General features: G+C 64.1%; 23 protein-coding genes. 16 read left to right on the top strand and 7 right to left on the bottom strand.

The genetic code is table 11. From position 1 onward, the window contains the following. Positions 1 to 764: 764 nt before the first annotated feature. Genes fdnG through fdhE form a run of 4 tightly spaced genes read left to right on the top strand, consistent with a single transcriptional unit; the run spans position 765 to position 6,319 of the window. Positions 765 to 3,857: a formate dehydrogenase-N subunit alpha gene (fdnG, locus tag JTE92_RS08445; protein ID WP_218017957.1), complete on the top strand. Its 3,093-nt coding sequence runs from the start codon at positions 765 to 767 to the stop codon at positions 3,855 to 3,857. Then, positions 3,854 to 4,744 (top strand): formate dehydrogenase subunit beta, encoded by an 891-nt coding sequence (gene fdxH, locus JTE92_RS08440; RefSeq protein ID WP_063241329.1) that lies wholly within the window; start codon positions 3,854 to 3,856, stop codon positions 4,742 to 4,744. The genes fdnG and fdxH overlap by 4 nt, the downstream gene beginning before the upstream one ends. A gap of 13 nt (positions 4,745 to 4,757) precedes the next feature. Next, on the top strand, positions 4,758 to 5,423 hold the full coding sequence (locus JTE92_RS08435; protein ID WP_063241330.1) for a formate dehydrogenase subunit gamma: 666 nt from the start codon (positions 4,758 to 4,760) through the stop codon (positions 5,421 to 5,423). Continuing rightward, entirely contained in the window at positions 5,420 to 6,319 is a 900-nt protein-coding gene (fdhE, locus tag JTE92_RS08430) for a formate dehydrogenase accessory protein FdhE (RefSeq protein ID WP_063241331.1), read from the top strand. Before JTE92_RS08435 ends, fdhE begins: the two co-directional genes overlap by 4 nt. A gap of 20 nt (positions 6,320 to 6,339) precedes the next feature. Here the strand turns inward: fdhE and JTE92_RS08425 are convergent, their stop codons facing one another. Beyond that, the gene (locus JTE92_RS08425) at positions 6,340 to 6,858 is read right to left on the bottom strand and encodes a MarR family winged helix-turn-helix transcriptional regulator (RefSeq protein WP_063241332.1); all 519 of its coding nucleotides are present in this window, start codon (positions 6,856 to 6,858) and stop codon (positions 6,340 to 6,342) included. 274 nt (positions 6,859 to 7,132) lie between these two features. Between JTE92_RS08425 and JTE92_RS08420 the strand changes: the two genes are divergently transcribed. From JTE92_RS08420 to JTE92_RS08395, 6 genes are all read left to right on the top strand, one after another. Next, positions 7,133 to 9,154, top strand: a complete 2,022-nt coding sequence (locus tag JTE92_RS08420; protein ID WP_063241333.1) for an NADPH-dependent 2,4-dienoyl-CoA reductase — start codon at positions 7,133 to 7,135, stop codon at positions 9,152 to 9,154. 42 nt (positions 9,155 to 9,196) lie between these two features. Next, positions 9,197 to 10,840, top strand: coding sequence for an AMP-binding protein (locus JTE92_RS08415; RefSeq protein WP_063241334.1), 1,644 nt, complete (start codon positions 9,197 to 9,199; stop codon positions 10,838 to 10,840). A 42-nt stretch (positions 10,841 to 10,882) separates the two neighbouring features. Continuing rightward, on the top strand, positions 10,883 to 11,650 hold the full coding sequence (locus tag JTE92_RS08410; protein WP_063241335.1) for a glucose 1-dehydrogenase: 768 nt from the start codon (positions 10,883 to 10,885) through the stop codon (positions 11,648 to 11,650). A gap of 17 nt (positions 11,651 to 11,667) precedes the next feature. Continuing rightward, positions 11,668 to 12,486, top strand: a complete 819-nt coding sequence (gene badI, locus JTE92_RS08405; RefSeq protein ID WP_063241336.1) for a 2-ketocyclohexanecarboxyl-CoA hydrolase — start codon at positions 11,668 to 11,670, stop codon at positions 12,484 to 12,486. Further along, positions 12,483 to 13,253: an enoyl-CoA hydratase-related protein gene (locus JTE92_RS08400; RefSeq protein WP_063241337.1), complete on the top strand. Its 771-nt coding sequence runs from the start codon at positions 12,483 to 12,485 to the stop codon at positions 13,251 to 13,253. Before badI ends, JTE92_RS08400 begins: the two co-directional genes overlap by 4 nt. A gap of 112 nt (positions 13,254 to 13,365) precedes the next feature. Further along, positions 13,366 to 14,160 carry an enoyl-CoA hydratase-related protein gene (locus tag JTE92_RS08395; protein WP_063241338.1) on the top strand — a complete coding sequence of 265 codons (795 nt, stop codon included), beginning with the start codon at positions 13,366 to 13,368 and terminating at the stop codon, positions 14,158 to 14,160. Between the two features lie 109 nt (positions 14,161 to 14,269). Here JTE92_RS08395 and JTE92_RS08390 read toward each other — a convergent pair whose 3' ends face one another. After that, positions 14,270 to 15,166, bottom strand: coding sequence for a polysaccharide deacetylase family protein (locus JTE92_RS08390; RefSeq protein ID WP_198065809.1), 897 nt, complete (start codon positions 15,164 to 15,166; stop codon positions 14,270 to 14,272). Beyond that, on the bottom strand, positions 15,163 to 15,867 hold the full coding sequence (locus JTE92_RS08385) for a GNAT family N-acetyltransferase (protein WP_169834851.1): 705 nt from the start codon (positions 15,865 to 15,867) through the stop codon (positions 15,163 to 15,165). The genes JTE92_RS08390 and JTE92_RS08385 overlap by 4 nt, the downstream gene beginning before the upstream one ends. A gap of 125 nt (positions 15,868 to 15,992) precedes the next feature. Between JTE92_RS08385 and JTE92_RS08380 the strand changes: the two genes are divergently transcribed. Then, positions 15,993 to 16,931: a GSU2403 family nucleotidyltransferase fold protein gene (locus JTE92_RS08380; RefSeq protein WP_063241340.1), complete on the top strand. Its 939-nt coding sequence runs from the start codon at positions 15,993 to 15,995 to the stop codon at positions 16,929 to 16,931. A 338-nt stretch (positions 16,932 to 17,269) separates the two neighbouring features. Next, on the top strand, positions 17,270 to 17,668 hold the full coding sequence (locus JTE92_RS08375) for a VOC family protein (protein ID WP_063241341.1): 399 nt from the start codon (positions 17,270 to 17,272) through the stop codon (positions 17,666 to 17,668). Positions 17,669 to 17,798: 130 nt separating this feature from the next. Here the strand turns inward: JTE92_RS08375 and JTE92_RS30770 are convergent, their stop codons facing one another. Continuing rightward, the gene (locus JTE92_RS30770) at positions 17,799 to 18,296 is read right to left on the bottom strand and encodes a hypothetical protein (RefSeq protein ID WP_354006099.1); all 498 of its coding nucleotides are present in this window, start codon (positions 18,294 to 18,296) and stop codon (positions 17,799 to 17,801) included. A gap of 870 nt (positions 18,297 to 19,166) precedes the next feature. Here JTE92_RS30770 and JTE92_RS08370 point away from each other — a divergent pair. After that, on the top strand, positions 19,167 to 19,352 hold the full coding sequence (locus JTE92_RS08370; protein ID WP_063241342.1) for a hypothetical protein: 186 nt from the start codon (positions 19,167 to 19,169) through the stop codon (positions 19,350 to 19,352). A 234-nt stretch (positions 19,353 to 19,586) separates the two neighbouring features. Then, positions 19,587 to 20,483, top strand: coding sequence for an EamA family transporter (locus JTE92_RS08365; protein WP_063241364.1), 897 nt, complete (start codon positions 19,587 to 19,589; stop codon positions 20,481 to 20,483). A 19-nt stretch (positions 20,484 to 20,502) separates the two neighbouring features. Here JTE92_RS08365 and JTE92_RS08360 read toward each other — a convergent pair whose 3' ends face one another. The 3 genes from JTE92_RS08360 to JTE92_RS08350 form a co-directional block, all read right to left on the bottom strand. After that, entirely contained in the window at positions 20,503 to 21,195 is a 693-nt protein-coding gene (locus JTE92_RS08360; protein ID WP_063241343.1) for a GntR family transcriptional regulator, read from the bottom strand. 126 nt (positions 21,196 to 21,321) lie between these two features. Continuing rightward, positions 21,322 to 22,923, bottom strand: a complete 1,602-nt coding sequence (locus JTE92_RS08355) for an OpgD/OpgG family glucan biosynthesis protein (protein WP_063241344.1) — start codon at positions 22,921 to 22,923, stop codon at positions 21,322 to 21,324. Between the two features lie 131 nt (positions 22,924 to 23,054). Further along, positions 23,055 to 23,810, bottom strand: coding sequence for a TerC family protein (locus tag JTE92_RS08350; protein ID WP_063241345.1), 756 nt, complete (start codon positions 23,808 to 23,810; stop codon positions 23,055 to 23,057). A 196-nt stretch (positions 23,811 to 24,006) separates the two neighbouring features. Here JTE92_RS08350 and JTE92_RS08345 point away from each other — a divergent pair, with 196 nt between their 5' ends. After that, complete coding sequence (locus tag JTE92_RS08345; protein WP_063241346.1) at positions 24,007 to 24,984, top strand: 2-dehydropantoate 2-reductase; 978 nt, start codon at positions 24,007 to 24,009, stop codon at positions 24,982 to 24,984. Between the two features lie 283 nt (positions 24,985 to 25,267). Continuing rightward, complete coding sequence (locus JTE92_RS08340; protein WP_029047003.1) at positions 25,268 to 25,987, top strand: GntR family transcriptional regulator; 720 nt, start codon at positions 25,268 to 25,270, stop codon at positions 25,985 to 25,987. Positions 25,988 to 26,233 lie beyond the last annotated feature (246 nt).

The following is a 26,233-nucleotide window of genomic DNA, read 5'->3' as shown; positions in this document are numbered from 1 at the left end:
GATCGAAAGGGCCTGCGGAGGCCTTGCGAAACTCTCTAGCACGGCGTGGGCAGGGGACATGTCGGATGTGGCGCAATTCTCTTAAAGGATGGCGCAATTTTGGCGCGGTTTATGAAACTGCGCCATCCATTGAGGAAAATTTGGCGCAGTAGGGGTTTTTTCATGCCATAAGTGCCATGGTAGGCACAAAAAGGTGCGCGCAGTGCGACGGTTCAACGTGTGTGGCCGCCGCCGGCTGGACAGCTTTGCGCGCGAGCCGATGCAGGTGCCGCATCCTTTCCAGGGACAGCCGGGCTTCGTGCACACGCCGGTCTGATGAGATAGCCGCCGCGCTACTTAAGCAATCTCTTATAGACCGGCAAAGAATCGCTGAATTTACCTTAAGTGGGCGGACGGATATCTTTGGGCGAAAGGCGTTGGTCCTGCCGCACGATTCTCCGGGTCGCTGTGCGCATGCCTACCGCCTTGCGATCAGCATTGCGGCCAAGGCGACGAGTCAGCTCAAGATGTAATGCCGTTCAGTTAACCACCGTCGTTCCCGCGAAGGCGGGAACCCAGTGACTTCATCCCCGAAGGGGACGTGATCCCCAAGGGGACGTGAAGACGCTGGATTCCCGCCTTCGCGGGAATGACGGTAGTGTTTGATGCCTTAACTGAACGGCATTACAGCTCAAGATGTCTCTTGCATGAGTCGCGGAACAATCAGCACAGAGGCTGCGGCAGACATGTCAGCAAGCCCGGCAAGGCGAGGAGACATGACAAGCATCACCAGTATCGGACGCCGGCGGTTCCTCAAGATTCTCGGCGCAGGCCCCGTTGCCGCCACGGCCGCGGCCCTGGGCATGGGTGCCGGCATGGGTACGGCCTGGGCGCAGGCCCCGGCCGGCGTGCGCCCCTACAAGCTGCTGCGTGCGAAAGAGACGCGCAACAATTGCACCTATTGCTCGGTCGGGTGCGGCCTGCTGATGTATTCGCTCGGTGACGGCGCAAAGAATGCGAAACCGCGCATCTTCCACATCGAGGGCGATCCCGATCACCCGGTCAGCCGTGGCTCGCTATGCCCCAAGGGCGCGGGCCTGCTGGACATCGTCCATTCGAAAAACCGGCTGCTGTATCCGGAATACCGCGCGCCGGGATCGAAGGAGTGGGTGCGCATCAGCTGGGACGAGGCGAACAAGCGCATCGCCCGCCTGCTGAAGGACGATCGCGACAAGAACTTCATCGCGCGCAACGAGAAGGGACAGTTGGTGAACCGCTGGCTGAGCTCGGGCATGCTCGCCTCGTCGGCGGCGTCCAACGAAACGGGGGTGCTGGACTTCAAGTTCGCACGCTCCCTGGGCATGCTGGCGCTGGACTGCCAGGCGCGCCTGTGCCACGGGCCAACGGTTTCGGCGCTGGGTCCGTCCTTCGGCCGCGGCGCGATGACGAACCACTGGGTGGACATCAAGAACGCCAATGTCGTCATCGTCATGGGCGGCAACCCGGCCGAGGCCCACCCGGTCGGCTTCAAATGGGTGATCGAGGCCAAGATCAAAAACAAGGCCAAGGTCATCGTCATCGATCCGCGCTTCAGCCGCACAGCCGCGGTAGCCGATATCTTCTCGCCGATCCGGGCGGGGTCGGACACGGCCTTCCTGATGGGCATGGTCAACTGGCTGCTGCAGCACGACAAGATCCAGCATGACTATGTGCGCGCCTACACCAACGCGTCGCTGATCGTGCGCGAGGATTTCGGGTTCGACGAAGGGCTGTTCTCGGGCTTCGATGCCGAGAAGCTCGCCTATGACAAATCCTCCTGGAACTATGAACGCGACGGGGCGGGAAACGCGAAACGCGATCCCTCGCTGCGTCATCCGCGCTGCGTGCTGAGCCTGCTGAAGCAGCACGTCTCACGCTACACGCCGGAGAAGGTCGAGGAGATCACCGGCGTCAGGAAGGCCGACTTCCTGCAGATCGCCGAGATCGTCGGCTCGTGCTCGGCGAAGGACAAGACGCTGACCTGGCTTTACGCGCTGGGCTGGACGCACCACACCGGCGGCGCGCAGATCATCCGCGGCGCGGCGATGATCCAGCTGCTGCTGGGCAATGTCGGCATGTCCGGCGGCGGCGTGAATGCGCTGCGCGGACATTCCAACATCCAGGGCTATACCGACCTTGGCCTGCTGTCGCTGCGGCTGCCGGGCTACATGGACCTGCCCACCGACAGGCAGCAGACGCTCAAGCAATACCTGGCCGATACCACGCCGAAAGCCGTGCTGCCCGACCAGGTGAACTACTGGAAAAACCTGCCCAGGTTCTTCGTCTCGTTGCAGAAGAACCTGTTCGGCAAGCACGCCACCGCGGAAAACGACTGGGCCTTCGACCTGCTGCCGAAATGGGACCGCAGCTACGACATGCTGGCCTATTTCGACCTGATGTATGAAGGCAAGGTCAACGGCTATGTGGTCCAGGGGTTCAACCCGCTGGCAGCGATGCCCGACAAGAACAAGTCATCGGCCGCGCTGTCGAAGCTGAAGTTCCTGGTGGTCATCGACCCGCTGGTGACCGAGACCTCGAACTTCTGGCGCAACGAGGGCAAGTTCAACGACGTCAGGACCGAGGAGATCATGACCGAGGTCTTCAGGCTGCCGTCGAACTGCTTTGCCGAGGAAGACGGGACCGTCGTGAATTCGGGCCGCTGGCTGCAATGGCACTACGCGGGCCAGCAGCCGCCGGGCGAGGCGCGGCATGATCCGGCCATTCTCGGCGGCATCATGATGGAGCTGCGGCGGCTGTACGAAAAGGAAGGCGGCGCCTGCCCGGAACAGGTATTGCACATGACCTGGGACGAGGAGACCTATCACGATCCCTACAGCCCCCATCCCGAGGAAATGGCCAAGGAAGCCAACGGCTACGCGCTGGCCGACGTATTCGACGACACCGGGAAACAGATCCTGCGCAAGGGCCAGTTGCTGGATTCGTTCGCGCAACTGCGCGACGACGGCACGACCTCGAGCTACTGCTGGATCTTCGCCGGTTCCTGGACCGAGGCGGGCAACCAGATGGCCAGGCGCGACAACACCGACACCGGTCTTGGCAACACGCCGGGCTGGGCCTGGTCCTGGCCCGCGAACCGCCGCATCCTCTACAACCGGGCCTCGATGGACGAGATGGGGAACCCCTGGGACCCCAAGCGCCAGATCCTGCATTGGAACGGCGAGAAATGGGTGGGCGCCGACGTGCCCGACTTTCCGCTCACCGCGGCACCCGGCACGCCAGCCGGCCCCTTCATCATGCTGCCCGAAGGCGTGGGGCGCCTGTTCTCGGCCGCAGGCATGGTCGACGGCCCCTTTCCCGAGCATTACGAGCCGGTCGAGAGCCCGATCGCGAAGAACCCGCTGCACGCAAAGGTGACCCACAACCCGACCGCACGCATTTTCCAGAACGATGCGCAGCGCATGGGCAACCGCACCGAGTTTCCCTATGTCGCCACGACCTATTCGATCACGGAATTGTTCCGCCACTGGACCAAGCACTCGCATCTGAACGCCATGCTCCAGCCCGAGCAGTTCGTCGAGATCGGCGAGAAGCTGGCTGCGGACAAAGGCATCGCCCATGGCGACACGGTGAAGATCACGACCAGGCGCGGCTACATCACGGCCAAGGCCGTGGTGACCAAACGCATGCGCACGCTTCAGGTGGCCGGGCAGGCGGTCGAGCAGGTTGGCATCCCCTGCCATTGGGGCTTCGAGGGCGCGACGCGCAAGGGCTATCTCGCCAACACGCTCGCGCCTGGCGTTGGCGATGCCAATTCACAGACGCCGGAATTCAAGGCATTCCTCGTAAATATCGAAAAAATGGCGGGAGCCCAGGCATGAACTCGCAGAACATCATCCGTCGCTCGGCCTCGTCGGAGCTGACACCGGCCCCCCGGATCCGCGACCATCAGATGCAAGTGGCCAAGCTGATCGACGTGTCCACCTGCATTGGCTGCAAGGCGTGCCAGGTTGCCTGCAACGAATGGAACGACCTTCGCGGCGACGTGCAGGAGAATGTCGGCGTCTACGACAACCCGCGCGACCTGTCGCCCGACACCTGGACCCTGATGCGCTTCACCGAGCATGAGGACCAGGCGGGGAAGCTGGAATGGCTGATCCGCAAGGACGGCTGCATGCATTGCGAGGATCCCGGCTGCCTGAAGGCCTGCCCGGCCCCCGGCGCCATCGTGCAATATGCGAACGGCATCGTCGACTTCCAGTCCGACCTGTGCATCGGCTGCGGCTATTGCGTCGCCGGCTGCCCCTTTGACGTGCCGCGTATTTCCAAGAAGGACAACAAGGCCTACAAGTGCACGCTGTGCTCGGACCGCGTCTCGGTCGGGCAGGAGCCTGCGTGCGTCAAGACCTGCCCGACCGGCGCCATCGCCTTCGGCTCGAAGGCGGAGATGCAGTCGCTCGCGGCCGAGCGCGTGGCCGAGCTGAACGAGCGCGGCTATGCCAGGGCCGGACTGTATGACCCGGCGGGGGTTGGCGGCACCCACGTGATGTATGTGCTGCAGCATGCCGACGACCCGAAGCGTTACGCGGGCTTGCCGAAGGATCCGGAGATCAGCACGGTCGTTTCGGGCTGGAAGGATGGCCTGCAACCCACCGCCGCCGTGGTTGGCGCGGCGGCGGTGGTGGGCATGGCGGCGCATTTCATGGCGGTTGGCCCCAACACCACCGAACCGGATGGGCACGATGCCCCGGATGATGGTGCAGCCTAGGCGGAGAGCGGAGATGGCGACCAACAACGACATGATCTTGCGCACGAGATTCGCCGAGCGGCTGTGTCACTGGGCGATTGTGTTCTGCTTCTTCCTGGCGGCGGTTTCAGGTATCTCGTGGTTCTTCCCGACAGTGAGCTGGATGAGCGGCTTCCTTGGCACGCCCCAGATGGCGCGGCTGCTCCACCCGTTCCTCGGCATCGCGGTGTTCGTCGGGCTTTGCTACATGTTCGGGCGCTTCGTGGGCTACAACCTGCCCGCGCGCACCGACGCGATCTGGTTCCGCCGCGTCCGGGACGTGCTCCTGAACCGGCATGGTGGCGAACCGCTGCGGATAGGCAAGTACAACGCCGGCCAGAAGATCCTGTTCTGGCTCATCATGGCTTCGATACTGGCCCTGCTGATCACCGGGCTGATCATGTGGCGCGCGTATTTCGCCGAGTATTTCCCGATTCCCGTGCTACGCCTGGCGATCCTGGCCCATTCCGTCGCGGGGATCGGCCTGATCCTGCTGATCGTGGGCCATATCTACCTGGCCATCTGGGTCCGGGGGTCGATCACGGGCATGGTGACGGGCTATGTTTCACGCGCCTGGGCCAGGCAGCACCATGACCGCTGGTATGGCGAGGTGAAGGCGAAAGAGGGGAAAAAGGTGGAAGCGAAGGGGAGCGGGTCATGAGCCAGCATCCGACGCCGCCAGACGGGCTGCCATCGGGCGAGGCATCGCGGCCATCCCCGCCATCCCCGCCATCTCCGTCATCCCCCCATTTCGCGCCGTTGATCCAGCCAGACCTTGCCGGTCTTTACAGCCGCCGCGCCGCGCGCCTGCGTACGCTGGCCGAAGGCCACGATCAGGCCGATTATCTGCGTCTGGCCGCCCGCGTGGCAGAGGTGCAGGCATCGCTTGTGCCCGAAGCCGGCGGATCCGGACCGCCCGGCGCCGGCGCCATGCTGCAGCAGCGGCATTGGGGCATTCTGCTTGACCGGTTGATTGAGCGGCTTGCGCCCGATGTTCCCGCCCCGGTGGCCACGCATCTTGCGGCGCTGCGCGACCTTGCGGACGCGGAACGCCTGTACATGGCCCAGGCGCTGAACATGGGCCGTTTTGATGCCGTCCCGGCAGCGATCGCACCCTTTCTTTGGGCCATGCTCTCGCTGCAACGCGCCAGCGCCGTACGCGCCGCGCCTGTGCCCGGCAGCGGTCCTGCCGAGCACGCGTCTTGCCCGCTCTGCGGCAGTGCGCCCGTGGCCAGCCTGATCCTGACCGGCGATCGTCAGGGAATGCGCTATCTGCATTGCGCGCTCTGCGAGAGCGCCTGGCACATGGTGCGGGCGAAATGCACCAACTGCGGCGCCGCCGCGGACCTTGACTACCTCAGCTTCGACACCGCCGACGCCACGGTACGCGCCGAAAGCTGCGGCGTGTGTCACGGATACCTGAAAGTCATCTCACTGGAGCGCGACCCGCAAGCCGAGGCCGTCGCCGATGATCTTGCCACGCTGACCCTGGACCATGCCGTGATGGAGGAGGGGTATCAGCGCACCGGGTTCAATCCGTTCGCACTGCCGGCATGAGGACGGGATGCCGCCCGCTTCTAGCGGGCTTGTGCGGCGTCGGTGTCAGCGGTGGCGTCGCCCTCGGCGCCGTCAAGGTGCACATCGGCCATGCCGCCATTGAGCTGGTTCAGAAAGTGCACCAGCGCAACCTTGTCGTCGAACCGGAAGCTCACCAGGGCCTGGCGATAAAACTCATAGATCCTGGGCTGCAGGCTTGACCAGAACGCGCGGCCCTTCGGGGTCAGCACCACATTCTTGGCGCGCCGGTCGACCGTATCGGCCACCCGCACCACGTGTTCGTCACGCTCCAGGCGCTTGAGCACGCCATCCAGGCTTTGCCGGCTGACCACCAGGTACTCGGCGAGCTCCGAGAACGACATCCCTTGCGCGGCTTGCGGCCGCGTCAGCGCGCCCAGCACTGACCACTGCACCGTCGTGATGCCCAGGTACTTGATGGTCTGCCGGTCCAGCGTATTGCCCGCCTGAAACAGCCGGAAGAACAGGCGGTTGTGGACGGACGAGACGGACTGGTCGTAAGAGGGGTCGGAATCGGTCATGGCTCGGATCTGCGGGGTCACGCGGCTCGGGCAGGCGGGATGGCGACATTCTACGGCCGAGTGCGCAACCCGCGTCCGGGGCGCCAATTGCGCCGGGTAATTATCTTTCCCTCAATGTATGACATGTAGATTGCATGATTTGTCGTACAATCTGCCGTTTTTACGTAAATATATATCAAGTACTTGACGTATATTAGCGACCTGCCTAGTATGTGCTCACGCAACCCACCAGCACAACCCACCAGCACAACCCACCAGAACAAGCGAGGACCCCATGGAGACACCCGATAAGATCCTGACGCCGCTGGCGATAGGTAACCACGTCATTCCAAACCGGATGGTGATGGGCGCAATGCATACGCGTCTGGAGACGCTGGACCGGCCGCACGAGCGCCTTGCCGCTTTCTATGCGGCGCGCGCCAGGGGCGAGATCGGGTTGATCCTGAGCGGCGGCTTCTCGCCGAATCCGGAAGGGGTCATGGAGGCGGGCGGGCCGCTGTTCAACAGTGCCGACCAGCTCGACGAGCATCGCGCCGTGACCAGCGCCGTGCACAAGGCGGGCGGCAAGATCGTGCTGCAGATCCTGCATGCCGGCCGCTATGCCAAGGTGCCGGAGTGCGTGGCGCCGTCGCCGGGCAAGGCGCGCATCAATACCTTCCCGCCGCACGCGCTGACCACGGACGAGGTCTGGAAGACGATCGCCGACTTTGCCCATACCGCGGCGCTGGCGGTCGAAGCCGGCTATGACGGTGTCGAGATCATGGGGTCCGAGGGGTACCTGATCAACGAATTCACCGCCGCGCCGACCAACCGGCGTGACGATGCCTTCGGCGGCAGCTTCGCCGCGCGCATCCGCTTCCCGCTCGAGGTTGTACGCGCGGTGCGGGAGCGGATCGGCCGCGAACCGATGCTGGTGTACCGCATTTCCGCGATCGACCTGGTCGAAGGCGGCATGACCGGGGAAGAAGTGGCGGAATTCGCCCAGCAGGTCGAAGCCGCCGGCGCTGACCTGATCAACACCGGGGTGGGCTGGCATGAGTCGGCGGTGCCGACCATTGCCGCCACAGTGCCGCGGGCCGCCTGGAGCGAGGCCGTGAGGAACGTCAAGCAGGCCGTGAGCATTCCCGTCATGGCCTCGAACCGGATCAACGCGCCCGATGCCGCGGAGCAGGTGATCGCCGCCGGCATTGCCGACCTGGTGTCCATGGCGCGGCCGCTGCTGGCGGATCCGGATTTCGCGCGCAAGGCACGGCTTGGCCTCACCGACGAGATCAATACCTGCATCGCGTGCAACCAGGCCTGCCTGGACCGCATCTTCACGGAGCGCACCGCGACGTGCCTCGTCAATCCGCGCGCCGGCAGAGAGATCGAGTTTCCCATTGGGGTCGTGTCCGCGCCGAAGCGGATCGCCGTGGTGGGCGGAGGGCCGGCCGGGATGGCGTTTGCAATCAACGCCACGGAGCGCGGCCATAGTGTCACGCTGTTCGAAGCGGATGCCCGGCTCGGCGGCCAGCTCAACCTGGCGAAGATGGTGCCCGGCAAGGCCGAGTTCCACGAGATGCTGCGCTATTTCCGCGTCCGGCTGGACAAGCTGAAGGTCACGCTGCGGCTGGGCGAGGCCGCCACGCCCGAGGCGCTTGCCACGGGCGGGTTCGATGAAATCGTGCTGGCCACGGGCGTGTCGCCGCGTGTGCCGGACTTCGCCGGCGTGGATCATCCCAAGGCCGTTTCCTATCTCGACGTGCTGAGCGGCAAGGTCACGCCCGGCCAGCGCGTGGCAATCATCGGCGCGGGCGGGATCGGCTTCGACGTTGCCGAGTTCCTGCTTGGCGATGCCGAGGAATCGCTCGATCCGCAGGCCTTCTTCCGTGCATGGGGCGTGGATCCGAAGAGCGTCACGCCGGGTGGCCTGATCGCGGCGGCCGACCCGGAGGCGCCGCGCCGCAGCGTCTTCATGTTCCAGCGCAAGGACGAGCCCCTCGGCAGGCGCCTGGGCAAGTCCACTGGCTGGATCCTGAAAGCGAAACTGCGCAAGGCCAATGTCGCCATGACGGCAGGCGCGACCTATGACGCCATCGATGACGAGGGCCTGCACTACACGGTGCAGGGCAAGCTGCATGTGCTTGCCGTCGACCACGTCGTCCTGTGCGCGGGACAGAACTCGAACCGCACGCTGTACGACCAGCTGGTGGCACGTGGTCTCAAGCCGCGCCTGATCGGGGGCGCCGACGTTGCCAGCGAGCTTGACGCGCTGCGCGCCATCGACCAGGCCACCCGGCTTGCTGTCGCCCTCTGAATTCCACCCTCCGACTCCGCCAGCCATCCGCAGGAGACACCCGTGCTGACCAAATACGACCAGGGCCTGGACAAGTGCCAGGCCAATTTCCAACCGCTGACCCCGCTGCATTTCCTCAAGCGCGCCGCGGATGTGTTCCCGGAGCGCGCCGCCGTGATCTATCAGGATCGGCGCTACACCTGGCGGCAGTATGCGCAGCGCTGCGAGGCGCTGGCCCGGGCGCTGATCGCCGCCGGCATCGAACGCGGCGACACGGTATCGATCCTCGCGCCGAACGTGCCGGAAATGCTCGAGGCGCACTTCGGTGTGCCGCTGTCCGGCGCCGTGCTGAATAGCATCAATATCCGCCTCGACGCACCGGCCATTGCCTTCATTCTCCAGCACTCCGAGACGCGGCTGCTGCTGGTCGACACCCAGTTTGCCGCCGTTGCCCGCGAAGCCGTCCGCCAGTCCGGCCGCGAGATCCAGGTCGTCGACATCATCGATCCGTCTTCCGGCTGCGACGAGCGCCTCGGCGCGATCGACTACGACGCCTTCCTGGAGACCGCCGCGCCTGACACGGCCCTGCGCTATCCGGCCGACGAGTGGGATGCCATTGCGCTGAACTACACGTCCGGTACCACCGGAAATCCCAAGGGCGTGGTCTACCACCACCGCGGTGCCTACCTGAACGCGCTGGGCCAGTCCATCAATGCCGAGATGCCCGGCAGCAACCCGGTCTACCTGTGGACGCTGCCGCTGTTCCACTGCAACGGCTGGTGCTTCGCGTGGGCCATGGCGGCGATGGGAGGCACCAGTATCTGCCTGCGCAAGGTGATGGCCGGCGACATCTACGCAGCCATTGAAGCGCACGGCGTGACCCATTTCGGCTGCGCGCCGACCGTGCTTGACTTCCTGGTGGACGGCACGCCGGCCAGCTGGGTCAAGCCTGCTCGGCCGATCCGGATCATGTGCGCGGGGGCCTCGCCGCCGACGGCGGTGCTGCGCAAGGTGTCGGCGCTAGGTTTTTCCTTGCTGCATGTGTATGGCATGACCGAGATGCACGGCGTCAACACGCTGTGCCAGTTGCAGCCGGAGTGGCGCGAGGAAGGCGAGGACGGCTTCTTTGCGCATCTGTCCCGGCAAGGGGTACGCAGCGTGGTGATGGAAGACATGGTGGTGGTCGACCCCTCGTTTGCACCGGTGCCCCGCGACGGCCACACCATGGGCGAGGTGATGTTCCGCGGCAACCTGGCCATGAAGGGCTATCTCAAGAACCCGGAGGCGACGGCGGAAGCGTTTGCCGGCGGCTGGTACCACAGCGGCGACCTCGCCGTGGTGCATGGCGACGGCTATATCGAGATCAAGGACCGGGCCAAGGACATCATCATTTCCGGCGGCGAGAACATCTCTTCGCTCGAAGTCGAAGAGGTGCTGTACACGCACCCGGCCATCCAGACCGCGGCCGTGGTGGCAGTGCCCGACGCCAAATGGGGCGAAGTCCCGTGCGCGCTGCTGGAGCTGAAGCCGCAGTTCGCGGGGGCCCTGAGCGCGGAAGAGGTGATCCGCTACTGCCGCGAGCGGCTGCCCGGCTTCAAGACGCCGCGCCACATCGTCTTTGAAACGTTGCCGCGCACGGCGACCGGCAAGCTCCAGAAGTTTGTCCTGCGCAAGCTGGCCGCCGCAGCGGTATCCAGCCGGACCTAATCACGAATTCACTCAGCACGAATTCACTCAGGAGATAGCAGTATGCGAGGTCTGAACGACAAGGTGGTCGTCATCACCGGTGCGGCCGGTGGGATCGGCAAGGCGCTGTGCCAGCGGTTTTGCGAGGAAGGGGCGCGCGTGGTCGCCGTCGACGTCAATGCCGACGCGCTGGAGCAGCTCGGCGCATCGCTCAAGCCAGCCGGTGCGAGCATTACCGCGGTCAAGGTCGACATCACCGACCACGGCGCGGTGAAGCAGGCGATCGACACCGTTGCGCAAGAACTCGGCGGCATCGACGCGCTGGTCAACAACGCAGGCTGGGACGTTGCCGCGAAGTTTCTCGAAACGACGCCGGAGTTCTGGAGCAAGGTGATCGCCATCAACCTGGTGGGGCCGCTGAACCTGCACCACGCCGTGCTGCCGTGGATGGTCAAGGCCAAGCAGGGCAAGATCGTCAACATCTCGTCGGATGCCGGCCGCGTGGGCTCGTCGGGCGAGTCGGTGTACTCGGCCTGCAAGGGCGGCGTCATTGCCTTCAGCAAGACCATTGCACGCGAATGCGCCCGCAGCAATATCAACGTCAACGTGGTGTGCCCCGGCCCCACCGACACGGCATTGCTGCAGTCCTTCCTCGGCGAAGGCGAGTTCGGCCAGAAGATCTATGAAGGCCTGAAGCGCGCCATCCCGTTCAACCGGCTCGGGCAACCCGCCGACATTCCCGGCATCGTCAGCTTCCTTGCCAGCGACGACGCGAACTTCATCACCGGCCAGGTCATCAGCGTGTCCGGTGGCCTGACCATGCACGGCTAAAAGGATAAGCGCACACCATGAGCCAATACACCGATATCCTTTACGAAGTGCGTGCCGGCGTGGCGCGCATCACCATCAACCGCCCGGAGAAGTACAACGCGTTTCGCGGCAAAACCTGCGACGAGCTGATCGATGCCCTGAACGCCGCCTCGTGGGACAAGTCCGTCGGCGTGGTCGTGCTGACGGGCGCCGGCGACAAGGCGTTCTGCACCGGCGGTGACCAATCAGCGCATGATGGCGGCTACGACGGGCGCGGCGTGATCGGCCTGCCCGTCGAGGAACTGCAGGGCATGATCCGCGAATGCCCGAAGCCGGTGATCGCGCGCGTCAACGGCTATGCCATTGGCGGCGGCAATGTGCTGGTCACGTGCTGCGACCTGGCCATTGCCTCGGAGACCGCGCAACTGGGCCAGGTGGGGCCGAAGGTTGGCTCGGTCGACCCGGGGTTTGGCACGGCGCTGCTGGCGCGTGTCGTGGGCGAGAAGCGGGCCCGCGAGATCTGGTTCCTGTGCCGGCGCTACACCGCGGCGGAGGCCCTGGGCATGGGCCTGGTGAATGCCGTCGTGCCGCACGACCAGCTCGACGCGGAAGTCGAAAAATGGTGCCAGGAAATCCTCGCCATGAGCCCCACGGCCCTGGCCATCGCCAAGCGCTCGTTCAACGCCGACACCGATTCGATCCGCGGCATCGGCGGACTGGGCATGCAGGCACTCGCGCTGTACTACCAGACCGACGAATCGCAGGAGGGCGTGCGTGCGTTCCTCGAAAAGCGCAAGCCGCGCTTTCGCGACGTCTACGAAGGCAAGCACAAAGCCGCTGACGGAGGCGAGGCATGACCATCAGCCTGCGCTTTGATGGCGAGCTTGCCGTGCTGACGCTCGATCGGCCGGTCGCGCTCAACGCTCTGAACGTCGACATGCTCAAGACCTTGTCGGGCCATGTTGACGACATCGAACAGTATCGTGCGCGCGGTGTTGTTGTCGTCGGCGGGGGCGATCGCGCCTTCTGCGCCGGCGCCGACATCGCGGAATTGCAGCACCGCACGCCGCAGCAGCACCTGGACGGCTCGGTGTTCGGGCAGGTGGCGTTCTCCAAGCTGGCTGCGCTGAGCATGCCCAGTGTTGCGGTCATCCGTGGCCTGGCGCTGGGGGGCGGCCTCGAGCTTGCCATGGCATGCAGCTACCGCGTGGTGTTGGCCGGCGCGAAACTCGGGCTGCCGGAGATCAAGCTCGGCTTGATCCCCGGCTACGGCGGCACGCAGCGTCTGCCAAGGCTGGTCGGCACGACAAGGGCGCTGGACCTGATTACCACCGGCCGAATGATTGCCGCAGACGAGGCACTGGAGATCGGCCTGGTCGACCGGCTGGTCGAGGGCGGCGACCCGGTCGCTGTGGGCAAGGCGCACCTGGTTCTCGTCTCGGAAGGCCGGCCATCGGCTGTCCACCTGGCGCGCGAGGCGGTGCTGGCTGCCGCCCGGCTGGATCTGGATGCCGGACTGCGCGCTGAGGCGGAATTGTTCGCTCGCGCAACGCGCACCGACGATGCGCGGGAAGGGATCGAAGCATTCCTCGCCAAACGCGCGCCGCAGTTCACCGGCAAATAACGTATCAACTGCAGGAGCGGGGCGCCGATGGTGCCGCCACGGCGCTCGACGCCCGCGCAGCTAGTGGCGGCCAGAGCGCAACCGGCGCCATTCCATGTAGGAGGGTCAATCCATGACATTCGAGAACATCAAGGTCACGACAGGCGCGGCCGTCGCGCGCATTACCCTGGCCCGGCCGGAAAAGCTGAACAGTCTCGATGAGGCAACGATGATCGAGCTGCACCGTGCCGTCGACCTGGTCGCCAATGACCAGGCATCACGCGTGCTGGCAATCACCGGGACGGGCCGCGCATTCTGCGCCGGCCAGGATCTGGCCGATCCGGCGATGCAGGTCGTGAACGGGAAGCTGCCCGATATCGGCACCCATGTCGAGCGGTACTTCAAGCCGCTTGTCATGAAGCTGCAAAGCCTGCCAGTCCCAAGCGTTGCGGCTGTCAACGGCCTGGCTGCGGGCGGCGGGGCGTCGCTCGCGCTGGCCTGCGATGTCGTGGTTGCGGCAAAGTCGGCCTACTTCCTGCAGGCGTTCTCGAAGATCGGGCTGTCACCCGACACCGGCAGTACCTGGTTCCTGACGCAACGGGTCGGCATCGCCCGGGCCATGGGCCTGGCGCTGTTCGCGGACAAGCTGCCGGCAGAGAAGGCCGCCGCATGGGGACTGATCTGGGATGTGATCGAGGACGCCGCATTTGCCGCCGGCGTTGACGCACTCCTTGAAAGGATGGCATCCATGCCGACCAAGGCCATGGTGCGAACGCGACAGTTGATGCTTGCCGCCGCGGTGCATTCGCTTGAACAGCAGTTGTCGATGGAGGCCACCTTTATCCGGGAGCTCGGCTGGAGCCAGGACTACCAGGAAGGCGTTCATGCGTTCAGCGAGAAGCGCCAGCCCACGTTCTCGGGCACCTGAGTTGGTGCTGTCGCATCTCTATGTGGCGGACTATGTCTGATGCTGGCGGGCGAACTCGTTGCCGGATGGCAGCTGGCGCAGGCTGCTGGTTTGCCAGGTATTCCTGCAGCTACGCGGGATGCTCGTTCAGCCAGTGCCTGGCGATGTCCTCCCGGCGGCAGATCCACACGGCGTCATGGCCGCGTACGTCGTCAAGGAACCGTGCCAGGGCCATGGCGCGCGCCGGATGGCCGCTGATGCGGGGATGCAGTCCGACGCTCATCATCTTCGGCGCGCGCGCACCCTCGTGCCACAACTGGTCAAATGCGTCCCGCAGCGTGCGGTAGAAATCTTCCCCCGAGGCAAAGCCGTCAGGCAGCAGATAGCGTGCGTCGTTGTTGATCAGCGTATACGGGATGGCCAGCAGCGGCGGGGCGCTGCAGAGCCAGTACGGCAGGTCGTCGTTGTAGGCATCCGAGCTGTAAAGGAACCCGCCTTCCTCATGGACCAGGCGCCGGGTGTTGGCGCTGACCCGCCCGGTGTACCAGCCTACCGGCCGCCTGCCGCAGGTGCGTTCGATTGCCGCGATTGTCAGGCGGATATGGCGCCGCTCCTCATCTTCCGGGACGTCCCGATAATCGATCCAGCGATAGCCATGCCCCGCAACCTCGTGTCCTGCGGCACTCAGTGCCTGTCCGATGCGCGGATTGAGTTCCAGCGCGAGACCGGCCGCGAACGCGGTCAGCGGCAGGCCGCGCTCGGCGAACAGATCCAGCAACCGCCAGACGCCGGTACGCGCTCCATACTCGTACATGCTTTCGACGCTCCAGTCGCGCTCGGCCTCGCGCGGCGGCCGTCCGGGCAGTTCGTGCAGGTACGCTTCGGAGCGCACATCGCCGTTGAGGATGCACGATTCCGCGCCTTCCTCGATGTTCAGCACAAACTGCACCGCCACGCGCGCGCCGCCGGGCCAGCGTGGATCGGGCGGGGAGCTGCCGTAGCCGGCGAGGTCGCGCGCCAGCATCATCCCAGCTCGAAGGTCGTAATGCCGAAGATGCGCTTGTGCACCAGGCCTGGCGCAGGCCCGAGATACATGCGCGCGCAGCCGAAGACTTCCGCCATGCCGTGCCGATGGGCGAGCGCCATGGCTGCGGGGTGGTTTTCCGGGACATCGAGGAACAACGGGCCACCCGACGCAAAGGCGGCCAGGCGTGTGTAGAGCGCTTCGGCCGCGTCGGCGTCGTCGGCAAACAGCGGCCCGATCTTGCAGCCTTCGCCGCACCGGCGCACCACGCCGAATCCGCCCAGCCGGCCCTGCCGCAGGCACCCCAGCGCAAGCCCCTCCTCCTGCCGGATCCATCCGCGCAGGAAGGCCTCGCGCGCGGCGGGAAAGCACGTGCGGTCGTATGCCAGCACGTCGTCGAAGGGCACCTCATCCAGCGGGACGATCGCGTCATCCGGGCGCGACGAGTCCGGCGAGTGGGACGAGTGGGGCGGGCTATCCGGTACCTCGGCACGAAAGCGCAGATTGCGATGGGAGAAAACGAAGCCACCCCTTGTCCAGCGGGTTTTGAAAGGTCGTCGCGATCCACGCTCGCCAATGGCCCCGGAGATTGGACGACCAGCGACGAGAGCTTTCCCGGTCGGTGATACCGCATCGGCATGATTAACACATTGCCAGGTTCCTAGGTTCACCAGACGAATAATGTCAAACAGATGGAGGTGCATCCCGCTCCACAATTGCGCACCGATGGGGTTGCAATAGCGGCGTAGTGCTCCCTGCTCATGCTTCAAGCGGCACACCCCAAGTTTCAGTATAAAATAGTGATATGGGAGTTTTATACTGAAACGACATGGACTCTTGGATCGAGCTGGATGAGGATGCACTGCGGCAGTACATCGACGCCAAAGCAGTATTCCAATCGTGGGAATCCGCGCGCGCCAAAGCCGCGGAAGTCCGCGGCGGCATGCTGTGGCGAACTGCGAAAGGCCGCGAGTACCTTATTAGAACTAGCGTCGACAACAAGCAGCAAAGCTTGGGTGTGCGTTCCGAGAAGACCGAGGAGATGTATTCCCGTTTCGTCACGCGTAAGGAAGCCGCCGAGACTAGGTTGAAAACTCTCACCGACGAGCTTGACCGACATCGTCGCCTCAACCGCGCGGTCCGGGTCGGTCGCGCGCCAGACATCCTCGTATCCATCCTTCAAGTAATGGCTCGACTCAATATCGGCGAGCATTTCATCGTCATCGGGACACACGCCTTATACGCTTATGAAGCAGCGGCCGGAGTTCGCCTGAAAGAACGCGCGCTCGCAACACGCGACGTCGACCTCCTCTGGGATACGCGCAAGCGCCTCCAGTTTGCTTCCCGAATGAAGAACTTGGAGCTATCAATGCTTGACGTGCTACGAAAGGTAGATAGCACGTTTGAGATTCGGGATGATCAACTTTTTACGGCAGTGAACGCAAAGGGATTCGAGGTGGACATCTTGCGCCGTGAGGCGGCAGACCTTGATCCACACCCGCTTCAACTGACCGACAATGAAGACGACCTCTGGGCTGTCCAGGCGCGACGCGCAAATGTCTTGCTGGGATCCGCTCCATTCTCGACACCCATCGTTTCAGTGACCGGACGGATGGCTCGAATGACAACGATTAGTCCAACCACGTTTGTTGAATTCAAGCGTTGGATGGCATCGACCGCGGATCGTGATCCACTCAAGGTTTCCCGCGACAGGCTACAGGCATCGATCGTCGAAGAACTCGCCGACCGCTTCCAGCTAGGAGGTTAGGAAGCGGCCCGTTGGCCCGACCGGCTGTCGCGGTACTGCAGCGCGGGCCTCGACCGCCGACTGGGGTGTTTAGGCTAACGACATCCGAGAATGAAGCGTATTACTCAGGAGTATTTCTAAAACTACGCCAGAGCCGTGGCATACGGTGCAGCCATTCTTCAGGCAAAGTAAGGCCACCCATGCTGCGGCTCAGCGTCACCGCCCGCGTCGAAGCTGACGGGAGCCTAATGGCAGTGTTCGGCCATGAAGGGACGGACGATGACGTTGGCCAAATCGTCCTCAACTGAGCTCGAAATGTTCTGTGAGGCCCACACCACCCGTCAAGAGGAGTTGTCGATATGTCTAAATCTGCCCCCGATCTGCGTTCGTTTTCTTTCGTCCTCGCAGTACCCGACCTTGAGCGAAGCGCTTCATACTTTCGCGACGCACTCGGCTTTCGCCTCGAATGGCCAGAAGGCTCTGACTGGCAACTCGTATCGAGAGATGGTGTGCGCATTATGATGGGTCATTGCCCGGATGCAATCGCGCCTTCGGCAACGGGCGACCACAGCTATTTTGGCTATCTCAACGTCAGCGACGCCAATGCACTTCACGACGAATTTTTGAGCAAGGGTGCCATCATTTTGCAGCCTCCCGCCGATAAACCGCACGGTATGCGAGAGTTCGTCGTAGCGACGCCTGATGGGCATCGAATGATGTTCGGCCAAGATTTGTCTGTGACGAAACCGGAGGAGTAACCCTAACGTCGGTCCCAGCCCTCAACCATATCGAAGCGATCGGCTTGGAGTTGTCCACCACCGTGCCTTCGCACATCTATGCGGTCCCGATAGCGCTGTATGATGGAGCGCTACCGACCCGCATAGGCGGTTACACAGCCGTGACGGGCCTACTGGGGACGAGGTGGCGCCTGACGCAAATTTTTTTGTGACTTGGTACCTCGACGACATTGGGGCCAAGACTGGGTCTGCGATCAGACCCGCGGGCAGCCGCCCGGCGTTCGCACGCGTTGCTGCAATCCAGGTCTCGATCACGTTGTTGCGAACGTCGACGACCGCATATTGAATGTAGTCGACGCGTAAACGCAGGCGTCTTGCGTGTCGGCGCCGGGCACGTCGACGATTGCGCGCAGACGCCGGGTTCATCGCTGGGGCTTCCATCCATCATCCTCATTTCAAGACATCCGATGTTTGGCAAGAGGGAGACCGAGCAGCTCGACAAACTCGTTGTGAGCCGCTCCGCGTCCTCGGTCTCCCACCAACGACCTCTTTGAGGCGGATACGTTTTGCCCATCGCGTGTTCAAAGGTCGACGAAAAATCCAGATTGAGCGCTCTGTCTTCTTCGTGAACATCGGCGGGCAACGTCACGTTGGCCAGCTTGTCATCAGCGCGCTCTCGCGGCACATCCTTGTCGGAACATTAAGGCCTCGCCAGATTTAGCCAAGAAGGTGGGGTAACAGCTTTCGCAAGAAAAGTTGGTTGCTCGCCCACTCCTCTGACGGTTCGGGTAAGTCTTCGCCGGCAGGTGCCGCCGCCGCTGGAATTGCTTCTGTCGATTGCCTCCGTGGCACAGGTGTCGCTCCTAAGCCTATTTCTGGGGCACCCAGAGCCCAGCGACGGTTAGCCAGGTACGACGGGGCCATCAAAGCATCGACGTGATCGTGCGAGTGAGGATCCGTCGCTCGTCCCACGCTTGCATGACGCGGCCAGGGGATATCCGGCATTGAGTGAGAGATCATTTTCTGCGCTCGCGCGCGACCTTGGGGGGGCACCGCCCTGTATCTCTAAGCATGCGCCAGAGTTGGCCAGGCTAGTTGTGGACGCTTATCGCCCCTACAGGGCGTTGAGGCGCGCCATACTGGATGCCGCGTCAAACGTTCGGGTCCGCGATGCTGTCATCGAGCTTCGTGCGCTGGGACGCACACCTCGCCTCGACACAGTATGTGCACACTTGGCGTAGAAAGCCCAACCCAAGCGATGAAGGCGGTCGTTAACTCCCACCTTAAGTGATTTTTGATGCTCGATTTGGCCTTGACTTCCCCTGAAGAACCATAACGTGACCGAACTTCGTCGGAACCAAAAAGCGTCCTTCTGGCCATGAAATGCTTTTTTTCCACGATGTGCCGTTGCTTTCCCGCATACGTACTATCACCTAATGCTGCGTGGCAACAATTCCTTTGCTACAATTCGGGAAAACCCCATGAGGGTAATCCCTCGAAGCAAGCAAGGAAGGAAGCCATGAACACCCAATCCGACATCAAGCTGACCGATCAACTGGAACGTGACCTCATCGACCATGAGCTGGGCAAGCAAAGCCTGGGCTTCATGCAGGACGTCAAGCGCGCCATCGCCGCCGTGCAGGGAGTCATCGCCCGCCTGCAGTCGCAAGCCCGCAACGCCAAGGTGGCCTACGCCAACGGCTAAGCAGTTTCCAGCGGTATTGCAGTGCCCGCGGCCCTTGGTGGCTGCGTTGTAGAACCGGCCAGACGCGCGCCCGCCACGGGCAAGACGCGGCCGGTTTTGTTTTGCCTGCTCGTTTCACGCACCGCAGGCCGACATGCCTTGTGAGCAACTTTCGCAAGGCTTGCCAGACCTTTTCGTTTTGTCGCGGCGCGGCCGGAGGCTATCTTGGATGCCTTTGCAGAACCGTCCGCGACCATGCCCCCGCTTGTCATCGGGTGCCTGCTGATCACCTACGTGGTCTGGGGCACGACCTACCTGGCGATCCGCTTTACGCTGGAGAGCTTTCCGCCGCTGTTCATGACGGGTACGCGCTTTCTCTGCGCGGGCCTGCTGCTGACCGCCTGGCTGGCGTGGCGCGGCACGCCGATGCCGTCGTGGCGGCTGCTGCGCAACTGCGCTGTGCCGGCGCTGTTCCTGCTGGTAGGCGGCATGGGACTGACCGCGATTGCCGAGCAGACCATCTCTTCCGGGGCGACTACGGTAATGATCGGCTCGATGCCGATCTTTGCGCTGATCTGGTCAGCCTGCTTCGGCCAGCGCCCGAAGTGGTATGAGTATGTGGCGATTGCGATCGGCAGCGTGGGCATCGTGGTGCTGACCGCCGGGGCGGAATTCCGCGTCAGCACGGGCGGCGTGGCGGCGCTGATGCTGGCGGTGGCGAGCTGGTCGTTCGGCTCGCAACTGGTGCGGCGGCTCGAGCTGCCGCAAGGTGCGGCGGCCTTTGCCGCGGAGATGCTGATCGGCGGGGTAGTGCTGATGGTGCTGTCGGCGCTGCGGCAGGAGCCGTGGCCGGCGTCGCTGGTGTCGCTGGGATCGATCAGCGCGCAGGCGGGCTGGGCCTGGGTCTACCTGGTGGTGGCGGGTTCGCTGGTGGCGTTCTCTGCCTATATGTATCTGGTGGCGACGGTCAGCCAGACGCTGTCGACGAGCTATGTCTATGTCAATCCGCCGGTGGCGCTGGCGATGGGCGCCTGGCTGGGCGGGGAGCTGGTCGCGCCGCAGACGCTGTACGCGGTGGTGTTGATCCTGCTTGCCCTGGCCGTGCTGGGCGTGGGCACGCTGCGCACGGCGCGGGCGCAGGCGGCTGCGTGAAGCGCCCTGGCCCGGCGGCTCAGCTGCCCGATTGCTCCTCGATCCAAAGCGACAGCCTCACCTTGTAGGCTTGCTGGATATGGCGCCGGGCGATCTGCTCGGCCTGCGCCGGATCACGTTTTTCGAGCGCTTCGACCAGGGCGGTGTGCTCTTCATAGGAGCTGCGCGCGCGGCCGGGCACCGCCAGGGTGGTGCGCCCCAGCAACGCCATGGATTCATGCAGCGACCGCAGGTTCTTCAGCAGGTAGCGGTTGTGGGCGCAGCGGTGGAGGGTTTCGTGGAACAGCCGGTTGTTCTGCGCCAGCCGGTCCGGATCGTCGGCGAACGCCAGGTCGCGCTCGACGATATCGCGCAGCAGCGAAATCTCCACATCGGTGGCATGGCGTGCGGCCAGCGCCGCGGCGGTGCCTTCCAGCACCTCGCGCATCACATACAGCTCGCTGACCATGCTGGCGTCGAGCTGGGTCACCATCATGCCCCGGTTGGGCTCGTTGACCACCAGGCCTTCCGATTCCAGCCGCGACAGCGCTTCGCGCACCGGCGTGCGCGACAACCCCAGCGATTCCGCCAGTTCCACTTCGCGCAGCCGGGTGCCGGGAGAGAGCTGCCCGGCCTGGATGGCGGCGCGCAGTTGCTGGTAGGCGCGCTCCGAGCGCGGGAGCGATGCAGCCTGGCCGCCGTCGGCGGCACCGGCAAACTCTTGAGAAATCATGTGAGGCTGGCTGGTGCGGTTTGACTGTCGTAGCCAGCCATCATACCCGCTCAAGCGCGCCTGACATCACGGCGCCGCAATATCCTGCAAAGCGGCGCCCGCTGGCGGCTGCGCGCCGGGGCAGGCCTACGACTGGAACGGGTGGTACTGGTACAGCCATGTCTCGGACAGCGGCTTGCCGTTCAGGCGCAGGAACAGGCGGATGTCGACCGGCTCCTTGCCGTCTGCGGCCAGGTCGAACTGCGCGCGCCAGTGGCCGGGCACGTTGTTGGGCACCGCCTCGGTGAAGACATAGGAGAAGGTGCCGCGCGAGGCGGTCAGCACCGCTTCGGGCTTGACGCCGAACGGCAGCTTTTCCAGCGGCGCCCCCTTGAACTCGACCATGAACTTGCGCACGCCCTTGGGCCGCGGCTGCCCGGGCTGGCCGCCGTTGCCCAGGCGCGTGGCCACGCAGCGCGCCAGCGGCGACGGGTTCGGTTCGTCGGCCTGCCAGTGCAGGCGATAGCGCAGGCGGTAGCTGGCGCCAGCCTTGGCGGGCGCCTTGGGCACCCACATGGCCACGATGTTGTCGTGGATCTCGTCGTCGGTGCGCAGTTCGACCAGTTGCACGGCACCGGCGCCCCAGCCGTCGCGCGGCTCGACCCACAGGCTCGGACGGCGTTCGTAGTTGACGCCGTCCTGGTAGTGGTCGAACAGGCGGTCGCGCTGCAGCAGGCCGAAACCCTTGGGGTTGTCGTCGGAGAATGCCGATGCCGTGGTCTGGGGCGGGTTGTTGAGCGGGCGCCAGATATGCTCGCCGGCCCCGTTCCAGATAGCCAGGCCGTCGGAGTCGTGGACTTCCGGGCGCCAGTCGGCGATGCCCTTGATGCTTTCCGAGAACCAGTACATCGAGGTCAGCGGTGCCAGGCCCAGCCGCGCCACGTCCTTGCGCAGGAACAGCGCGCATTCCACGTCCATGATCACGGCCTTGGCGCGCCGCATCACGAAGCGGTAGGCGCCGGCGATGCTGGGGCCGTCGAGCAGGGCGTAGACCGTGACGGTATCGCTGTTGCCTTCCGGGGTCTCGAACCAGAAATGGGTGAAGGCCGGGAACTCCTCGGATTTTCCGGCCTCGGCCACGTCGATGGCGATGCCGCGCGCCGACAGGCCGTACTGGTACAGGTCGCCGATGGCGCGGAAATAGGAGGCGCCCAGGAAGGCGACCCAGTCGTTCTTGCGCCAGTCGCGCGTCTTCTGGTCACCGAGGCGGCTTTCCTGGAAACGGAAGCCGGCGAAGCCGCTGCCCGGCGGCAGCTTGTGCGCGGGGCTGTCGGCGGGCATGTCGAAGTAGGCGTCGTCATAGACGATCTCGCGGGCGCGGCCGGCGCCGTCCTTGCCGCGCACGATCACATGCATGCGCACCGGGGTGCGGAAGTAGGTGCCGAGGTGGAAGAAGGTGACCGGGAATTGGCCCGGACCCTTGGCAAACAGCGCATCGTCGGTGCGGAACCGGATCTTGCCATGGGCATCGTAGTCGATGCGCGACAGCACGTCGGCAGGGGGCGAGGGCGGGGGCGCATAGGGCTTGGTAGCCAGGGCACGCGCCCGTTCGATCAGGGCGTCGAAGCCGAACGGCTGGGCCTCGCCGAGCTTGATCCGGCTGGCCGCCAGCACCGATGGGGTGATGCCCAGCGCGGCCAGGGCGGCGGAGGCGGTGGCGGAGACCAGCAGGGTTCGGCGATTCATCATGTGGCGAAAACGTCCTTTTTTTGTCCATAGGTTGAGCAGAACTCTAAAAGACGGCGTTTCCGGGGAAAAGTTCGGACACCGTCTGTTACAGCATGCCGTGGCACATGCATCACATTATGCCGCTGCTGCGCTCAAGGGGCCTCGCCGCGCGCGCGACGCGCCTGGCGCCGCTGCCGCGCCAGCATGTTCAGTCCTTCCACCGCGGCCGAGAACGCCATCGCCGTATAGATATAACCCTTGGGCACATGGTGGCCGAGCCCTTCGGCGATCAGCGTCATGCCGATCATCATCAGGAAGGCCAGCGCCAGCATCACGATGGTCGGGTTGCGGTTGATGAAGTTGGCCAGCGGCGTGGCGGCGAACAGCATCGCCATGACCGCGGCGATCACCGCGACGAACATGATCTGGACATGCTCGGTCATGCCGACCGCCGTAATGATGCTGTCGATCGAGAACACGAGATCCAGCAGCAGGATCTGGCCGATCGCGGCGCTAAAGCTGTGCACCACCTTGCCGGTGCCATTGCTTTCGCCTTCCTCGTCCGCGGTGACGTGGTGATGGATCTCGCGGGTGGCCTTCCATACCAGGAAGGCGCCGCCGGCGAGGAGGATGATGTCGCGCCACGACAGCCCCTGGCCCAGGATCGTGAAGACCGGCTCGGTCAGCTTGACGATGATGGCGATGGTGGCCAGCAAGCCGAGGCGCATCAGCAGCGCCAGGCTGATGCCGATCTTGCGCGCCTTCTCGCGCATCTCGAGGGGCAGCTTGTTGGTCAGGATCGAAATGAAGATCAGGTTATCGATCCCCAGCACGATTTCCATGGCCACCAGGGTGGCCAGCGCCGCCCAGGCGGCGGGGTCCTGCAGCAATGCCAGCGACGATTCCATGAACGGGCTCCGGTGTCAGTCAGCAACCGGCGCCCGGGCATCGTTCCAGGCGCACGAAGCTTCATGTTAGCGCAGCGCCGCTTGCCCAAATGTGTCCGCGAAGATAAAGGTTGTTTTGCGCGTTAGTGGAATATAGTATGTGATATATCAAACTATCCAAATCCAGTATCCAATCGAGCCATCAAGGAGACAGCAAATGAAAGTGTGTATCTACGGCGCAGGCGCCATCGGCGGCTATGTCGGGGCGCAGCTTGCGCGCGCGGGGGCCGATGTCAGCTTCGTCGCGCGCGGCCCGCACCTGGCGGCGATGCAGGAACACGGCGTCCGGCTGCTGATCGACGGCGAGGAGCGCGCGGCCCGGGTGCGCTGCACCAGCGATCCGCGCGAGTTGGGGCCGCAGGACTATGTCTTCATTACGCTGAAGGCGCATTCGGTGCCGGGGGTGGTAGACCTGATCCAGCCGCTGCTGGGTCCGGAAACCGCGATCGTGACCGGCGTCAATGGCATTCCTTACTGGTATTTCTACAAGCACGGCGGCGAGCAGGCGGGGTCGACGCTGGAAAGCGTCGATCCGGGCGGCCGGCAATGGCGCGGCTTCGGGCCGGAGCGCGCGATCGGCTGCGTGGTCTATCCGGCTGCCGAGATCGTCGCGCCCGGCGTGATCAAGCACGTGTATGGCAAGAAATTCCCGCTGGGCGAGCCGGACGGCAGCCGTTCGGCCCGCGTGACCCGGCTCAGCGAAATGATGATGGCGGCCGACCTGGAGGCGCCGGTGCGCGACAACATCCGCGACGAGATCTGGCTGAAGCTGTGGGGCAACCTGTGCTTCAACCCGATCAGCGCGCTGACCCATGCCACGCTCGATGTCATTACCTCCGATCCTGCCACGCGCGCGCTGTCGCGCCAGATGATGGTGGAGGCGCAGGGCATTGCCGAGCGCTTCGGGGTCAGGTTCCGCGTCGATGTGGAGCGGCGCATCGACGGCGCGGGAGCGGTGGGCGCGCACAAGACCTCGATGCTGCAGGACCTGGAGGCGGGGCGCGCCATGGAAATCGATCCGCTGCTCACGGTGGTGCAGGAAATGGGCCGGCTGGTCGGGCAGCCGACGCCGATGTGCGACGCCGTGCTGGGTTTGATCAAGCAGCGCGACTCGATGGCCAAGCTCGCCGCGTAAGCGCCAGCGGCAGTGGGCGAGGGGAGAGGCCAGGGGTCAGGCCCTCCCGCCACGAGCGGACGGGCGTCAATGTTGCGCCTGGCCCGCTTTTGGGCAGGAAATGGCAGGACGATTGTGATATACCATATACGACAGACCGCGCACGCTGACGATGCCGATGCATGACCGCAACGTATTGCTCGATGCATTTTCGTAATGAGTCGAGCGTTTTGCTAAGCTGTGCGGAAATGTGGCGGGCAGCCATTCCGGCCGCCGCGCCACCAGTCTCACACGAGCATATTCCATGTCTGCGCAACCACAATCCATCGTCCAGCCCAACGGGCTGACCTTGTCCGTGCAACCGATCAACGCCGGCGCCAGCCTGCGCGACCAGGCCTATGCCATGCTGCGGCAGGCCATCGCCGATGCCGACATCTACCAGTCGCACGACGAGATCCGGCTCGACGAACGGGTGCTGAGCGAAGCCATGGGCGTCAGCCGCACGCCGATCCGCGAAGCCATGACGCTGCTGGAGCAGGAAGGCTTCCTGCGCACCGTGCCGCGCCGGGGCATCTACATCATGCGCAAGACCAAGCGCGAGATCGTCGAGATGATCCAGATGTGGGCGGCGCTGGAGAGCATGGCGGCCCGCCTTGCCACGCAGAATGCCACCGACCAGGAAATCGCCCAGCTGCGCCGCATGTTCGACAGCTTCCGCGATTCGACCCCGGCGGAACATATCGAGGAGTATTCCGACGCCAATATCGCGTTCCACCAGGCGATCGTGCAGCTGTCCAGGTCGCAGATCATCATGGACACGATCCGCAATATTTTTATCCACGTGCGCGCGATCCGGAAGATGACGATCTCGCAGAGCGACCGGGCGGCACGGTCGATCGTGGATCACCTGCGCATCATCGAGGCGCTGGAGAAGCGCGATACCGAACTGGCCGAGCGGCTGGTGCGTCAGCATTCGCTGGACCTCGCGGACTACGTGGAAAAGCACTGCGACTTCCTCGACTGAGGCGCGGGGGCTCGGGCAAAAACGGCGGACTTCGGTCCGCCGTTTTTGCTTGGTGCCGGCGCCTATGCATTTCGCTAAATGATATGTGATATATCAATATGAAAATTCAGCCTTGGTACGCTGAATCAAGTTCCCTTTTCTACACTTTTGCTGCGCCGCATCGTCGATATTTCTTCTGCATCCGCCAAACTTCCCTTGCTCTCTTCTGATATATCACATACCGTATGTCATCAAGAGCTACAAAAT

Source organism: Cupriavidus oxalaticus, from assembly GCF_016894385.1.
GTDB lineage: Bacteria > Pseudomonadota > Gammaproteobacteria > Burkholderiales > Burkholderiaceae > Cupriavidus > Cupriavidus oxalaticus.
This window is presented reverse-complemented; position numbering and strand designations above follow the sequence as displayed.

Coding starts and splice junctions, on each gene's coding strand:
- JTE92_RS08385 (WP_169834851.1), bottom strand. CDS start 15,867: ATGCACCTCCATCTGTTTGACATTATTCGTCTGGTGAACCTAGGAACC.
- fdhE (WP_063241331.1), top strand. CDS start 5,420: ATGAGCCAGCATCCGACGCCGCCAGACGGGCTGCCATCGGGCGAGGCA.
- JTE92_RS08395 (WP_063241338.1), top strand. CDS start 13,366: ATGACATTCGAGAACATCAAGGTCACGACAGGCGCGGCCGTCGCGCGC.
- JTE92_RS08365 (WP_063241364.1), top strand. CDS start 19,587: ATGCCCCCGCTTGTCATCGGGTGCCTGCTGATCACCTACGTGGTCTGG.
- JTE92_RS08370 (WP_063241342.1), top strand. CDS start 19,167: ATGAACACCCAATCCGACATCAAGCTGACCGATCAACTGGAACGTGAC.
- JTE92_RS08435 (WP_063241330.1), top strand. CDS start 4,758: ATGGCGACCAACAACGACATGATCTTGCGCACGAGATTCGCCGAGCGG.
- badI (WP_063241336.1), top strand. CDS start 11,668: ATGAGCCAATACACCGATATCCTTTACGAAGTGCGTGCCGGCGTGGCG.
- JTE92_RS08345 (WP_063241346.1), top strand. CDS start 24,007: ATGAAAGTGTGTATCTACGGCGCAGGCGCCATCGGCGGCTATGTCGGG.
- fdxH (WP_063241329.1), top strand. CDS start 3,854: ATGAACTCGCAGAACATCATCCGTCGCTCGGCCTCGTCGGAGCTGACA.
- JTE92_RS08410 (WP_063241335.1), top strand. CDS start 10,883: ATGCGAGGTCTGAACGACAAGGTGGTCGTCATCACCGGTGCGGCCGGT.
- JTE92_RS08350 (WP_063241345.1), bottom strand. CDS start 23,810: ATGGAATCGTCGCTGGCATTGCTGCAGGACCCCGCCGCCTGGGCGGCG.
- JTE92_RS08360 (WP_063241343.1), bottom strand. CDS start 21,195: ATGATTTCTCAAGAGTTTGCCGGTGCCGCCGACGGCGGCCAGGCTGCA.
- JTE92_RS08420 (WP_063241333.1), top strand. CDS start 7,133: ATGGAGACACCCGATAAGATCCTGACGCCGCTGGCGATAGGTAACCAC.
- JTE92_RS08355 (WP_063241344.1), bottom strand. CDS start 22,923: ATGATGAATCGCCGAACCCTGCTGGTCTCCGCCACCGCCTCCGCCGCC.
- JTE92_RS08375 (WP_063241341.1), top strand. CDS start 17,270: ATGTCTAAATCTGCCCCCGATCTGCGTTCGTTTTCTTTCGTCCTCGCA.
- JTE92_RS08380 (WP_063241340.1), top strand. CDS start 15,993: ATGGACTCTTGGATCGAGCTGGATGAGGATGCACTGCGGCAGTACATC.
- JTE92_RS08400 (WP_063241337.1), top strand. CDS start 12,483: ATGACCATCAGCCTGCGCTTTGATGGCGAGCTTGCCGTGCTGACGCTC.
- JTE92_RS08390 (WP_198065809.1), bottom strand. CDS start 15,166: ATGATGCTGGCGCGCGACCTCGCCGGCTACGGCAGCTCCCCGCCCGAT.
- JTE92_RS08425 (WP_063241332.1), bottom strand. CDS start 6,858: ATGACCGATTCCGACCCCTCTTACGACCAGTCCGTCTCGTCCGTCCAC.
- JTE92_RS08340 (WP_029047003.1), top strand. CDS start 25,268: ATGTCTGCGCAACCACAATCCATCGTCCAGCCCAACGGGCTGACCTTG.